This window comes from Citrobacter sp. RHBSTW-00887 (assembly GCF_013728095.1).
In the GTDB taxonomy this organism is placed as follows: domain Bacteria; phylum Pseudomonadota; class Gammaproteobacteria; order Enterobacterales; family Enterobacteriaceae; genus Citrobacter; species Citrobacter braakii.
The window spans coordinates 2371914-2384074 of sequence record NZ_CP056267.1 but is presented as its reverse complement, the minus strand read 5'-3'; the positions used below and the strand labels follow the sequence as shown (position 1 = coordinate 2384074).

Below are 12161 nucleotides of genomic sequence, written 5' to 3'. Positions count from 1 at the left end.
AGAAGTACAATGGAGATTACCACTCTTCAGATTGTGCTGGTGTTCATCGTCGCATGTATCGCGGGTATGGAGTCGGTACTCGATGAATTTCAGTTCCACCGTCCGTTGGTGGCCTGTACGCTGATTGGTGCCGTTCTCGGTGATATGAAAACCGGTATCATCATCGGTGGTACCCTGGAAATGATCGCCCTGGGCTGGATGAACATCGGTGCTGCGGTTGCACCTGATGCCGCATTGGCCTCAATTATCTCTACCGTTCTGGTTATCGCGGGTCACCAAAGCATTGGTGCAGGTATCGCGCTGGCTATCCCACTGGCAGCAGCAGGCCAGGTATTGACCATCATCGTTCGTACTATCACCGTAGCATTCCAGCACGCAGCGGATAAGGCGGCAGAAAACGGTAACCTGACGGCGATCTCCTGGCTGCACGTATCCTCCCTGTTCCTGCAGGCTATGCGTATCGCTATCCCGGCGGTAATCGTGGCGATTTCTGTTGGTACCAGTGAAGTTCAGAGCATGCTTAATGCCATTCCGGAAGTTGTGACCGGCGGTCTGAACATCGCAGGGGGTATGATCGTAGTGGTTGGTTATGCGATGGTCATCAACATGATGCGCGCAGGCTACCTGATGCCGTTCTTCTACCTCGGCTTCGTCACCGCGGCATTTACTAACTTCAACCTGGTTGCTCTGGGTGTGATTGGCGCAGTAATGGCTATCCTCTACATTCAGCTGAGCCCGAAATATAACCGCGTAGCCGGCGCACCTGCTGCTGCGGCTGGCAATAACGATCTCGATAACGAACTGGACTAGCAGGTGAGCGAAATGGTTGATATGACTAAAACTACCACCGAGAAAAAACTCACTCCGAGTGACATTCGTGGCGTGTTCCTTCGTTCTAACCTGTTTCAGGGTTCCTGGAACTTCGAACGTATGCAGGCGCTGGGTTTCTGTTTCTCCATGGTGCCGGCTATCCGCCGCTTGTACCCGGAAAACAACGACGCACGTAAGCAGGCTATTAAGCGTCACCTGGAATTCTTTAATACCCATCCGTACGTAGCGGCCCCCGTATTGGGCGTTACGCTGGCGATGGAAGAGCAGCGTGCAAACGGCGCAGAGATTGACGATGGTGCCATCAACGGTATCAAAGTTGGTCTGATGGGACCGCTTGCAGGCGTGGGCGACCCGATCTTCTGGGGTACCGTACGTCCGGTATTCGCCGCACTTGGCGCAGGTATCGCGATGAGCGGCAGTCTGCTTGGACCACTGCTGTTCTTCATCCTGTTTAACCTGGTTCGTCTGGCAACCCGTTACTACGGTGTGGCATACGGCTACCGTAAAGGTATCGATATCGTTAAAGATATGGGCGGCGGCTTCCTGCAGAAACTGACTGAGGGGGCGTCAATCCTCGGCCTGTTTGTCATGGGGGCATTGGTTAACAAGTGGACGCACGTAAACATCCCGCTGGTGGTTTCCACCATCACCGGTCAGGATGGTCAGACTCGCGTCACCACTGTGCAGACTATCCTTGACCAGCTGATGCCGGGTCTGGTTCCTCTGCTGTTGACTTTCGCCTGTATGTGGCTGCTGCGTAAAAAAGTGAACCCGCTGTGGATCATCGTTGGCTTCTTCGTCATCGGTATCGCGGGCTACGCTGTCGGACTGCTCGGCCTGTAAGACTGTTGTACACCGCCGGGGGCTTGCCCCCGGTTTTTCTATTTAGAGGGTTGAGGATTCATGACTATCACGGACCTGGTGCTGGTTCTTTTTATCTTTTCGCTGCTGGCGTATGCCATTTACGATCAGTTCATCATGCCCCGCCGTAATGGCCCTACTCTGTTGTCTGTCGCCCTGCTTCCTCGTAGCAGAGTCGACAGCGTTATCTTCCTTGGCTTGATTGCTATTCTTATCTACAACAACATCACCAGCCACGGCGCGCAATTTACCACATGGTTATTATGTGCACTGGTATTGATGGGACTGTATCTGTTTTGGATCCGTACGCCAAAAATCATCTTCAAACAGAAAGGCTTTTTTTTCGCCAATGTCTGGATTGAATATAACCGGATTAAAGAGATGAATTTATCTGAAGACGGTGTCCTGGTGATGCAATTAGAACATCGAAGATTACTGATTCGCGTACGTAATATAGACGATCTCGAAAACATATATAAACTTTTAATTTCAAATCAATGAGTTAAAAATATAGCCTGAACTATGTTTTATATATATCCATTCCAAAATAAACATAGCTAAGGCTATATCCCACTGCTCATAATGTTATTTATTTTAACGTTTTATTTATAAATAAATCTAAATGAAAATCGTTTTCAATTAGAGGCCAAATATTATTTCTGCGTTTCTTGTTTTATATTCTCAAAATATGTTAAGGTTGCGCCCGTCGTTGGGGAGTAGCCGATTTCCAGACTCCGGAAATGTACGTGTCAACATACTCGTTGAAAAACGTGGCGCGTACGGACTGATCTTACAGGTTCAGTCAGGCGAGACCATAGGCACATCAACTGCAATGCATACCTGAATGGCGCTGTATTTACAGTGATTCCAGCCTGTATGCATGGTTACTGGGGGCAGTGATGTGTGTTATGGATACCCCGGTCAGGACGCTGTTATGAATCTCACCGCTACTGTTCTTCTTGCTTTCGGCATGTCGATGGATGCTTTCGCTGCATCAATTGGCAAAGGCGCCACCCTGCATAAACCCAAATTTTCTGAAGCACTACGCACCGGTCTTATTTTCGGCGCCGTTGAAACGCTTACGCCGCTCATTGGCTGGGGCATGGGTATGCTCGCCAGCAAATTTGTACTGGAGTGGAACCATTGGATCGCCTTCATTCTGCTGATCTTTTTAGGCGGACGAATGATAATAGAAGGCTTTCGCGACGACGGGGATGAAGATGAAGAGCCACAGCGCCGCCATGGCTTCTGGCTGCTGGTCACCACCGCCATTGCAACCAGTCTCGACGCAATGGCCGTCGGGGTGGGTCTGGCTTTCCTGCAGGTCAACATTATTGCCACTGCTCTGGCCATCGGCTGCGCCACGTTGATTATGTCTACGCTCGGCATGATGATCGGTCGTTTCATTGGCCCGATGCTGGGCAAGCGAGCTGAAATTTTGGGCGGGGTGGTACTGATAGGTATTGGCGCCCAGATCCTCTGGGCACACTTCCACGGTTAATTCAGGCGCTGCCAGATATGAATACTAAAGTCTGTCTGGCAGTCAAACGTCGTTTTTCCGGCTAACGTTTCCCACACTTCCGGCTTTGCCCGCCAGGCGAACGGCGTCATTTGCAGTAACGCAACGGCCTCGCTACCTTTGAGCTGCATCTGATACCCCAGCGCAAGACTCTCTTGCAGAACAAAACCGTCCAGTTGCTCAGTGTGTGGCGCATGCAAACGCACCTCATCATAAATCAGCCCTTTCAGCTCCATTAAATGACGCGGACCCGGCGTGGCGGTAATAACCCAGCCACCCGGTTTGACCACGCGAGCCAGCTCCGGCGCTTTACAGGGCGCGTAGATCCGGATGATGGCATCCATTGACTCGTCGGCAAATGGCAGACGATGGCTGGAGGCAACGCAAAAGGTCACCTGCGAATAACGTCGGGCTGCGGACTTAATCGCCACTTTAGAAACGTCAAGACCAAAGGTTGTACAGCCCGTCAGCGCATCGGCAAACGCATGGGTGTAATACCCTTCCCCACAGCCAATATCCAGGATCGCCGCATCTTCTGAACTCAACCTCCGGGTGAGCGCATCCACAATTGCATCGCGCAGCGGCTGATAGTGTCCGGCATCGAGAAATGCCCGGCGCGCCTGCATCATCTCCGCGCTATCACCCGGATCGCGCGACCGTTTGTGCTGAACCGGCAGTAAGTTGACATACCCTTCTTTCGCCACGTCAAACTGGTGCCGCCCAGGGCAGACAAAACTGTTATTCGCTTGAGTAAGAGGCTGGTGGCAAAGAGGACAGGAAAACGACATGACAACTCCGGCAGGTGACTTAAGGGCGCAAGTGTAACGCGAATTGCGCCCTGGGAAAATAACTTACAGCGACGGCGAGGATACGTTGCTGCCGTGCATTACCAGCAGATGATCGGAGTCGGGAGGCATACCGTCCGGCTTTACGTTTTCCAGACGCAGGACATCGCCCATTATCTGGCTGAATACAGGCGCGGAGACTGCCCCCCCATAATAAGCACCGTTTTGCGGGTTATTTATAACCACAACCAGCGCGAACTTTGGGTCGCTTGCTGGCGCAACGCCCGCCGTATAGGCCACATATTTATCGACATATTTGCCGTCATCGCCAATTTTCTTTGCCGTTCCGGTCTTAACCGCGACGCGATAATCTCTGACCGCGGCCTTGGTTCCCCCGCCGCCGGGTAGCGCGACGCTTTCCATCATATGTTCAACCTGGTGAACCAACGCCTCCGGCATCACCCGCGTACCTATTACCGGCGGATCGATACGCGTAATAGAAAGGGGTCGATAGATACCAAAACTGCCGATGGTGGCATATACATGCGCCAGTTGGAGCGGCGTCACCATTAATCCATAGCCAAATGCGAAGGTTGCCCGGTCCAGATCGCTCCAGTAGCGGCGTTGAGGCATTAATCCGCGGCTTTCCCCGGTTAAACCCAGTCCGGTTGGATCGCCAAAGCCAAAGCTTTTATAGGTATTCAGTAATTTCTGTACCGGCATCGCCAGCGAAAGGTGTGACACGCCGGTATCGCTCGATTTCTGCAAGATCCCGGTCAGCGATAGCTCCGGGTAAAATCCGACGTCGCGGATGCGATGCCCATCAACAATAAAAGGATGAGTATCAATCACGCTGTCAGGCTGTACTATCCCCTGCTGCAGAGCGGTCATAATCACCAGTGGTTTTACGGTTGAACCGGGTTCAAAGGTATCGCTAATTGCACGATTACGAAAATCATCCAGTACCGCGCCATCACGGTTATTGGGATTGAAATCGGGAAAGCTTGCCATGGAGAGTATTTCGCCGGAGGCAATGTTGACCAGCACTGCGGCCCCTGATTCCGCTTTATTCCATGTCACGGCATTGTCCAGCGCGTCTTCAGTAACCGTCTGCAAGCGCTCATCAATGCTGAGCTGTAATTCATGCGCCGGCACCGGCATCACTTCCGTGATATTTTCGATGACATGGCCAAATTTGTCTTTCCGTACCAGGCGGGAGCCAGGTTTGCCCATCAACTGGCTATTGAAGCTTTTCTCCAGCCCTTCAATCCCCTGACCGTCAATGTTGGTGAAACCAATCAGATTGGCCGCAACATGTCCGGCGGGATAAAAGCGGCGGGACTCTTCACGCAGGTTGATTCCCGGCAGATCCAGTTTATCGACCCATTCTGCCTGCTGAGGAGAGATCTGGCGCGCCAGATAGATAAACCGCCCGGCTGGATTGCTGTTAACGCGTTCAGCCAGCGTGCTGAGAGAAATATGCAGCGTCTTCGCTAACGCCTGCCAACGTTCGTTATAGCCAACGCCACCCTTGCTGATAATCGTCTTCGGATCGGCCCAGACGGCGTTAACCGGAACGCTTACCGCCAGCGGTCGCCCTTCTCTGTCGGTTATCATTCCGCGTGGCGAAGCGATGGACACCTCGCGTAAGGAACGCATGTCTTCCTGTTTTACCAGATTCGTCGGCGTGACAATTTGCAACCACGCAACCCGCCCCAGCAGCAATCCAAGGCTCAATAATATTGCCACGCAAAGCAGGGCAAAACGTACGGGAGTAAAATTGCGTGCATCGCCGTCGTTTTTCTTTTTCACCCGATCTCCAACAAGATAGTTTTTCAGGTGTCTGATTTAACGGGAAATGCCGCAAGAAAGCGGGGAAAACTATGCTACGAACATCACGCCTTTGCAACAAAGCGCTAATGGATGGGCATTCAGTAATATTTTGACGTAATTTGAATTAAAAAGCCCCGCATAAGCGAGGCTTTATATCTGAGATGGATGCGCAAAAGCGCTTCAAATCAGTGGTGTCGATCAGATAGCTGTTACGTTAACAGCAGCCGGACCTTTCTGGCCGTCCTGAATTTCGAACTCAACGTTCTGGCCTTCAGCCAGAGTTTTGAAACCGTTACCCTGGATAGCGGAGAAGTGTACGAACACGTCTTTGCTGCCATCAGCCGGAGTAATGAAACCAAAACCTTTAGACTCGTTGAACCACTTAACTTGACCTTTAATCTTTGCCATTTGCAAAATTCCTTAGAGTATTTTCTTCGCCCGCGGGCATAACATAGATAAAACTGAGACATTACTGCTTGAGGCACTAATATAAGGTTCGGCAGAGAAGCGGTATTCAACGTCAACGTGTTTACTCAGGACTTCTTTACTGAAAATGCCACACATAAACAGAACTGTACCTCGTTTAACCCAAAACGTGTTATCACATACAACGTTAATAATGGCAAGCCATTTTTAAACGTGTCTCGATCGGTCGCACAAATCCCGTCGTCCATCAAACAGCAACTGCACAGTTATGCGCCAGATCGAGTAGAATTATATTCTCGCCTCTCTCCCCTATCCCCGCCTGACTTGCGCCATAGCTGGGATATTTCTACCATAGCTCAATAGGTTCAGTTGTTCCAGGTTATCTGTTACGAGTTCTGCCAGATATCATTTTTTATGCTTAGTAATGCATAAAATGTCACAAGCGTAAAAATGAGATCCGCCTTCTGGTTTTGCACCAAAATAATGAAAGAATGATGACAAGGCACAAAAAAAGTAAGAGAAACGTTTCGCTGTTAATAAAACGATCGTTATCACAAAAATGACATAATCATATTTTTTACGTATGGAAGATTATATTTATATCAGACTGGGGATAAGATATTAATTAGGCGGAGCATCTGAAAATACTGAGAATAGATGACTGCCCGGCCGCCAATTACACGACGGGGACAGAAGAAAATAATCTGACGCGCTGACGACAGGATGAAGCAACTGAGAACAACAACAGCCTTTCCTCATCCTGCCATACCTTTTTTACCGCTCAGCTACCAGGCGGATGATGTCATCGTCTTTATCCTTAATGGGCAGTGCAGTAGGCTCTGCTGCTTTCTCGGGTTCGTTAGCTTCGCAAAGGCGACGTAACAAAGCATTCTGTCTTTTTTGCTGATCTAACAATGCCTCAAGCAGCTCAATCTGCTCGTTAGTACGCGAACTTGCCCGATTGATAAAAAACCAAAGAACAAGCCCAACAATCAGAACCACCACCGATACCGCTAAAGGCGCAAAACTCAACGCGCCAGAATTCAAAACTTCGTTCATTTTACCACCTCAATGTAGACAGTGTAGTTTACCACTGCCGCACAAGAAGGTAATCAACTGTTGCGAAAATGCGCTTACCAGGGAATAAATTTATTGAAGGCACAAATACCGCTGAAAAATTGTACGTCCTGATCGCACATGATGTTGAACACCTGCGCCCACATCAGTATGCATACCAGTACAACAACAATCAGCACTACCCAGCGAATTTTTTTCACTCCAGCTCCACTCTTCAACTCCACATCTTATGTCTATAAATTATCATGCGTTACCTAAACCCAGCGTTAACTGTATAGGCATTCAATCTTTTTAGGAATGATTGACTTGTTTCATACCGTGTACAGGCTAATCTAATAACAATGAGAAAAAATAAGAGGTTGTAATGCGTCTGATTATCCGCGCTATTGTGTTGTTAGCTCTGGTTTGGATCGGTTTATTATTGAGCGGCTATGGAATTTTGATTGGAAGTAAGGAGAATGCTGCCGGTCTGGGTCTGCAATGCCAATATCTGACTGCCCGTGGAACCAGCACGGCACAGTACGTCCACACCAGTAGCGGTATCATTGGCCTGTCGGATTGTCCCCTGTTAAGGAAAAGCACGGTCATTATCGATAACGGCTAATAATGCAACATTACATTCGATACGTTATTTACGCCAGGTAACGTTATGACTGTTCATAAAAAACCCCAGGTACAAAATACCTGGGGTTTTTAACATTCGCGATTACGTCAGATTAGAACGGATAGTCGTTATAGCCCATTTGTTCTGAAATCTTGCGCGCTGCCGTATGCAGCATTGCCACATACTCGTGTAAACGCTCTTCTGAGAAACGCAGCGTTGGGAATGAAATACTCAACCCCGCAATAACCACGCCGAAACGGTCAAACACCGGTACGCCGATGCAGCGCAGGCCTTCTTCCTGTTCTTCGTTATCTTCGCCGTAACCCTGCTCACGTACTTTATCCAGCAGTACCAGTAATTCATCAGTATTCGTAATGGTACGATCGGTGCTGCGTTTGTACTCAATGCCATCCAGAATCTGCTTCACTTCATCGCGGTCACGCCATGCCAGCAGAACTTTACCGATAGCTGTACTGTACAGCGGATTACGACGACCAACGCGGGAATACATGCGCAGATTGTACATAGAGTCGATTTTGTGAATGTAGACGATGCTGTCTTCATCCAGCGCACCGAGGTGTACAGTCTCTTTGGTCAGGCGCGAAAGTTCGCGCATCTGAATGTCAGCGCTACGGATAAGATCGACGTTTTGCAACGCGCGCGCGCCCAGCTCGAATAATTTCAGGGTCAGTGAGTATTTCTCAGACTCCCCTTCCTGTGCCACATAACCCAGCGTTTTCATGGTCTGCAAAAAGCGATAAACGGTGCTTTTCGACATCATGACGCGTTGCGACAACTCGGTAATACCAATTTCGCGCTCTTCACCCAGCGCCTGCAGAATGCCAAAAACTTTCAGCACGGAAGATACAGAATCGGGTTGCTTATCCAGATCTGCGATTGCCATTTATCACCCCTTTCGAGTGTTTTATAAAAATCAGAACCGGTTTTTATTATAATTTCACGTACCAACCCTCGCAATCGCTCTTTGCTCACTTAGTTACAAATCTGCGACCTAACACCTGAATATCAATGCTAAAATTAATACTTTCATCATAAATTCCACAAATATCGACTTTCTATGGAAAAAATTCAGGCCGATGGTCTGCCATTGCCCCAGCGATATGGCGCAATTTTAACCATTGTTATTGGCATTTCTATGGCAGTACTCGACGGTGCAATAGCGAACGTGGCCCTGCCAACTATCGCCGCCGATCTTCAGGCCTCACCTGCCAGCTCAATCTGGATTGTGAACGCCTATCAAATCGCGATCGTCGTTTCGCTCCTGTCCCTCTCTTTTTTAGGCGATATGTTCGGTTACCGGCGTATTTATAAGTGTGGCCTGGTCGTGTTCCTGCTTGCATCGCTATTTTGTGCCTTGTCAGATTCGTTGCACATGCTGACGCTGGCTCGCGTCGCCCAAGGTTTTGGCGGTGCGGCGCTAATGAGCGTGAATACGGCATTGATCCGACTTATTTATCCCCAGCATCAGCTTGGGCGGGGGATGGGGATTAACTCCTTTATCGTCGCGGTCTCCTCGGCTGCGGGTCCGACCATTGCCGCAGCAATTCTTTCTATTGCCTCCTGGAAATGGCTGTTTCTGATTAACGTCCCGCTGGGAATAGTTGCCCTGTTGCTGGCGATGCGTTTTTTGCCAGCCAATGCGTCTCGCGGCACTAAACCACGCTTTGACCTGCCCAGTGCGGTAATGAATGCCTTAACGTTTGGCTTGTTAATTACGGCGCTCAGCGGCTTTGCACAAGGACAGTCGCTAAAACTGATTGGTGCCGAGCTTGTGGCGCTTATGGTGGTGGGTTTTTTCTTTATCCGACGCCAGCTCGCGCTGGAGGTGCCATTACTGCCGGTTGACCTGTTACGCATTCCACTGTTTTCACTCTCGATTTGTACCTCGATATGTTCATTCTGCGCACAAATGCTGGCATTGGTTTCCCTGCCTTTCTTTATGCAAACGGTGCTCGGACGCAGCGAGGTCGAAACAGGCCTGCTGTTGACGCCATGGCCGCTGGCAACCATGGTGATGGCACCGCTGGCGGGATATCTGATTGAACGCGTTCACGCCGGGCTGTTGGGCGCACTGGGCATGGCGTTGATGGCAAGCGGGTTGTTTTCGCTGGTGCTGCTGCCCGTTTCCCCCTCCGATTTTAATATCATCTGGCCGATGATTCTGTGCGGCGCGGGCTTTGGCTTGTTCCAGTCCCCAAATAATCACACCATCATCACCTCCGCGCCGCGTGAACGCAGCGGTGGGGCAAGCGGTATGCTGGGGACGGCGCGCTTACTGGGTCAGAGTACCGGGGCTGCACTGGTCGCGCTGATGCTAAACCAGTTTGGCGACAGTGGAACGCACGTCTCGCTGATAACCGCTGGAATTCTGGCCTCGCTGGCAGCAATTGTGAGTGGTTTACGTATTACGCAACCGCGAGTTCAGGCATAAATAAATATCCTCCGGCATAGCCGGAGGTTTTTCGGATGCGCCTATAAGGCTCTGTTACCAGCCGCGCCCTAACAGGCGCATACGATCTGACATTTGCATCAGACTTCGTTACTTACGGCCCGTAAACGGGCTACCCGCATAAGGGATCGATAACTGCTCACCCATTTTATCTTCTGCAAGCTGGTGCTTTATGTATTCCTGTATCTTCACCGTGTTCTTACCCACCGTATCTACGTAGTATCCCCGGCACCAGAACTCTCTATTCCTGTACTTGAATTTCATATCCCCAAACTGTTCATACAGCATCAGACTGCTTTTCCCTTTCAGATACCCCATAAAGCCGGATACGCTCATTTTGGGTGGGATTTCCACAAGCATATGGATATGATCCGCACAGCATTCCGCTTCCAGGATCCGCACGTTTTTCCACTCACACAGCTTTCTTAAGATGCTGCTGTAAGTATCCCGCATAATCGTGCCATTCACATTTAGAGCTCATCCGGCATAATCAATCTGCCAACGAAGGAGATCGCTATGCGTAAAGCCCGTTTTACTGAGCATCAGATCATCTCTGTGATTAAGTCGGTTGAAGCCGGACGAACTGTTAAAGATGTCTGCCGGGAGCCCGGTATCTCTGAAGCCACCTACTACAACTGGAAGTCCAGATACGGCGGCATGGAGGCTTCTGATATTAAAAAGATCAAGGATCTTGAGGACGAGAACCGACGTCTCAAACAGATGTTTGCCGACCTGAGCCTTGAGAACCGGGCGCTGAAAGAGGTTATCGAAAAAAAGCTTTAAAACCAGCCTTTAAGCGTGAGCTGGTCACTCATCTGATAACGACATTTGGACTCAGTATCCGTCAGGCCTGCCGGAGTCTGAACCTGAGCAGAACGGTTTACCATTACCGTCCGGATACCACGCGTGACGAACCTGTTATTGTCGCGTTGCAGGCAGTGGCCGAGCGATACCCACGATACGGTTTTCCAAAACTTTTCCAGGTTCTGCGGCGGCAGGGATACCCGTGGAATCACAAAAGGATCCATCGTATTTATTGTCTGCTGAAGCTGAATTTTCGCCGTAAAGGCAAACAACGGTTGCCGGTGCGTAATCCCTCGCCACTGGCCACACCGGAAGCGCTGAACCAGAGCTGGTCTGTCGATTTTATGCATGATGCTCTGGTCTGTGGTCGTCGTTTTCGCACGTTCAATGTCGTTGATGACTTTAACCGTGAGGCATTGTCGATTGAAATCGATCTGAATCTGCCAGCTCAGCGAGTGGTCCGTGTACTCGACAGGATTGCGGCAAATCGCGGGTATCCGGTCATGCTGCGCATGGATAATGGCCCGGAATTTATCTCTCTGGCACTGGCCGAATGGGCAGAGAAACATGCAGTAAAACTGGAGTTTATCCAGCCAGGTAAGCCGACGCAGAACGCTTTCATTGAGCGCTTTAACCGGATATACCGTACAGAAATACTCGATTTTTATCTGTTCAGAACGCTGAGTGAAGTGCGGGAAATCACGGAAAAATGGTTGTCAGAATATAACTGTGAACGCCCGCATGAATCACTGAACAATATGACACCGGAGGAATACCGACAGCACCATTATTTGGCCGGGATCTCAAAAAATGCATGGAACTAAAACGGGTCTATTTACAATAGCATATATAAAAATCAATAGAATAGATAGAATGCTCTACGACAGATAAGAAGAAGGCCGCTTGCGCGGCCTAATGTCATTTAGTTAACAATGCTTTCAGTTTCTCTTT

At 49.7% G+C, this 12161-nt stretch carries 14 protein-coding genes and 1 pseudogene; 7 read left to right on the top strand and 8 right to left on the bottom strand.

The window, feature by feature from the left end; all coding sequences use genetic code 11:
* Nucleotides 1-9 precede the first annotated feature (9 nt).
* From manY to mntP, 4 genes are all read left to right on the top strand, one after another.
* Nucleotides 10-810: a PTS mannose transporter subunit IIC gene (gene manY / locus HV314_RS11350; protein ID WP_016153395.1), complete on the top strand. Its 801-nt coding sequence runs from the start codon at nt 10-12 to the stop codon at nt 808-810.
* A 12-nt stretch (nt 811-822) separates the two neighbouring features.
* Nucleotides 823-1674 carry a PTS mannose transporter subunit IID gene (locus tag HV314_RS11345; RefSeq protein ID WP_016153396.1) on the top strand — a complete coding sequence of 284 codons (852 nt, stop codon included), beginning with the start codon at nt 823-825 and terminating at the stop codon, nt 1672-1674.
* Between the two features lie 60 nt (nt 1675-1734).
* Nucleotides 1735-2193, top strand: a complete 459-nt coding sequence (locus HV314_RS11340; protein ID WP_016153397.1) for a DUF986 family protein — start codon at nt 1735-1737, stop codon at nt 2191-2193.
* A 433-nt stretch (nt 2194-2626) separates the two neighbouring features.
* Nucleotides 2627-3193, top strand: a complete 567-nt coding sequence (mntP, locus tag HV314_RS11335; protein WP_016153398.1) for a manganese efflux pump MntP — start codon at nt 2627-2629, stop codon at nt 3191-3193.
* On the opposite strand, the gene rlmA is transcribed toward mntP, so the two are convergent.
* The 6 genes from rlmA to mgrB all read right to left on the bottom strand — a co-directional run bounded on the left by rlmA (nt 3190) and on the right by mgrB (nt 7532).
* A complete protein-coding gene (rlmA, locus tag HV314_RS11330; RefSeq protein ID WP_181548019.1) occupies nt 3190-3999 on the bottom strand; it encodes a 23S rRNA (guanine(745)-N(1))-methyltransferase in 810 nt (269 codons plus the stop codon). The two genes, mntP and rlmA, sit on opposite strands and share 4 nt — an antisense overlap.
* A gap of 63 nt (nt 4000-4062) precedes the next feature.
* On the bottom strand, nt 4063-5808 hold the full coding sequence (ftsI, locus tag HV314_RS11325) for a peptidoglycan glycosyltransferase FtsI (RefSeq protein WP_181548018.1): 1746 nt from the start codon (nt 5806-5808) through the stop codon (nt 4063-4065).
* Nucleotides 5809-6027: 219 nt separating this feature from the next.
* Nucleotides 6028-6237, bottom strand: coding sequence for a transcription antiterminator/RNA stability regulator CspE (gene cspE, locus HV314_RS11320; protein WP_001062678.1), 210 nt, complete (start codon nt 6235-6237; stop codon nt 6028-6030).
* A 12-nt stretch (nt 6238-6249) separates the two neighbouring features.
* The gene (locus HV314_RS11315; protein WP_006684179.1) at nt 6250-6393 is read right to left on the bottom strand and encodes a DUF2627 domain-containing protein; all 144 of its coding nucleotides are present in this window, start codon (nt 6391-6393) and stop codon (nt 6250-6252) included.
* A gap of 636 nt (nt 6394-7029) precedes the next feature.
* The gene (locus tag HV314_RS11310; protein ID WP_181548017.1) at nt 7030-7314 is read right to left on the bottom strand and encodes a YebO family protein; all 285 of its coding nucleotides are present in this window, start codon (nt 7312-7314) and stop codon (nt 7030-7032) included.
* A gap of 74 nt (nt 7315-7388) precedes the next feature.
* Nucleotides 7389-7532: a PhoP/PhoQ regulator MgrB gene (gene mgrB, locus HV314_RS11305; RefSeq protein ID WP_016153402.1), complete on the bottom strand. Its 144-nt coding sequence runs from the start codon at nt 7530-7532 to the stop codon at nt 7389-7391.
* Between the two features lie 164 nt (nt 7533-7696).
* Between mgrB and HV314_RS11300 the strand changes: the two genes are divergently transcribed.
* Nucleotides 7697-7936 (top strand): YobH family protein, encoded by a 240-nt coding sequence (locus tag HV314_RS11300; protein WP_016153403.1) that lies wholly within the window; start codon nt 7697-7699, stop codon nt 7934-7936.
* Between the two features lie 112 nt (nt 7937-8048).
* Here the strand turns inward: HV314_RS11300 and kdgR are convergent, their stop codons facing one another.
* Nucleotides 8049-8840, bottom strand: a complete 792-nt coding sequence (gene kdgR / locus HV314_RS11295; RefSeq protein WP_003833778.1) for a DNA-binding transcriptional regulator KdgR — start codon at nt 8838-8840, stop codon at nt 8049-8051.
* Nucleotides 8841-9014: 174 nt separating this feature from the next.
* Between kdgR and HV314_RS11290 the strand changes: the two genes are divergently transcribed.
* Nucleotides 9015-10388 (top strand): MFS transporter, encoded by a 1374-nt coding sequence (locus HV314_RS11290; RefSeq protein WP_181548016.1) that lies wholly within the window; start codon nt 9015-9017, stop codon nt 10386-10388.
* Between the two features lie 108 nt (nt 10389-10496).
* Here the strand turns inward: HV314_RS11290 and tnpA are convergent.
* Nucleotides 10497-10856, bottom strand: a pseudogene (gene tnpA, locus HV314_RS11285) (IS200/IS605 family transposase); the annotation flags it as partial.
* Between the two features lie 66 nt (nt 10857-10922).
* On the opposite strand from tnpA, the gene HV314_RS11280 reads away from it, so the two are divergent.
* Nucleotides 10923-12034, top strand: a protein-coding gene (locus HV314_RS11280; protein ID WP_181548015.1) for an IS3 family transposase whose coding sequence is annotated in 2 segments (ribosomal slippage) — nt 10923-11184 and nt 11184-12034 — 1113 coding nt in all. Because the reading frame shifts where the segments join, the coding sequence is not laid out codon by codon here.
* Nucleotides 12035-12161 lie beyond the last annotated feature (127 nt).

Bases quoted from the DNA above. Each gene is read 5' to 3' on its own strand.
- manY (WP_016153395.1), top strand. From the start codon at position 10: ATGGAGATTACCACTCTTCAGATTGTGCTGGTGTTCATCGTCGCATGT.
- HV314_RS11345 (WP_016153396.1), top strand. From the start codon at position 823: ATGGTTGATATGACTAAAACTACCACCGAGAAAAAACTCACTCCGAGT.
- HV314_RS11340 (WP_016153397.1), top strand. From the start codon at position 1,735: ATGACTATCACGGACCTGGTGCTGGTTCTTTTTATCTTTTCGCTGCTG.
- mntP (WP_016153398.1), top strand. From the start codon at position 2,627: ATGAATCTCACCGCTACTGTTCTTCTTGCTTTCGGCATGTCGATGGAT.
- rlmA (WP_181548019.1), bottom strand. From the start codon at position 3,999: ATGTCGTTTTCCTGTCCTCTTTGCCACCAGCCTCTTACTCAAGCGAAT.
- cspE (WP_001062678.1), bottom strand. From the start codon at position 6,237: ATGGCAAAGATTAAAGGTCAAGTTAAGTGGTTCAACGAGTCTAAAGGT.
- HV314_RS11315 (WP_006684179.1), bottom strand. From the start codon at position 6,393: ATGTGTGGCATTTTCAGTAAAGAAGTCCTGAGTAAACACGTTGACGTT.
- HV314_RS11310 (WP_181548017.1), bottom strand. From the start codon at position 7,314: ATGAACGAAGTTTTGAATTCTGGCGCGTTGAGTTTTGCGCCTTTAGCG.
- HV314_RS11300 (WP_016153403.1), top strand. From the start codon at position 7,697: ATGCGTCTGATTATCCGCGCTATTGTGTTGTTAGCTCTGGTTTGGATC.
- kdgR (WP_003833778.1), bottom strand. From the start codon at position 8,840: ATGGCAATCGCAGATCTGGATAAGCAACCCGATTCTGTATCTTCCGTG.
- HV314_RS11290 (WP_181548016.1), top strand. From the start codon at position 9,015: ATGGAAAAAATTCAGGCCGATGGTCTGCCATTGCCCCAGCGATATGGC.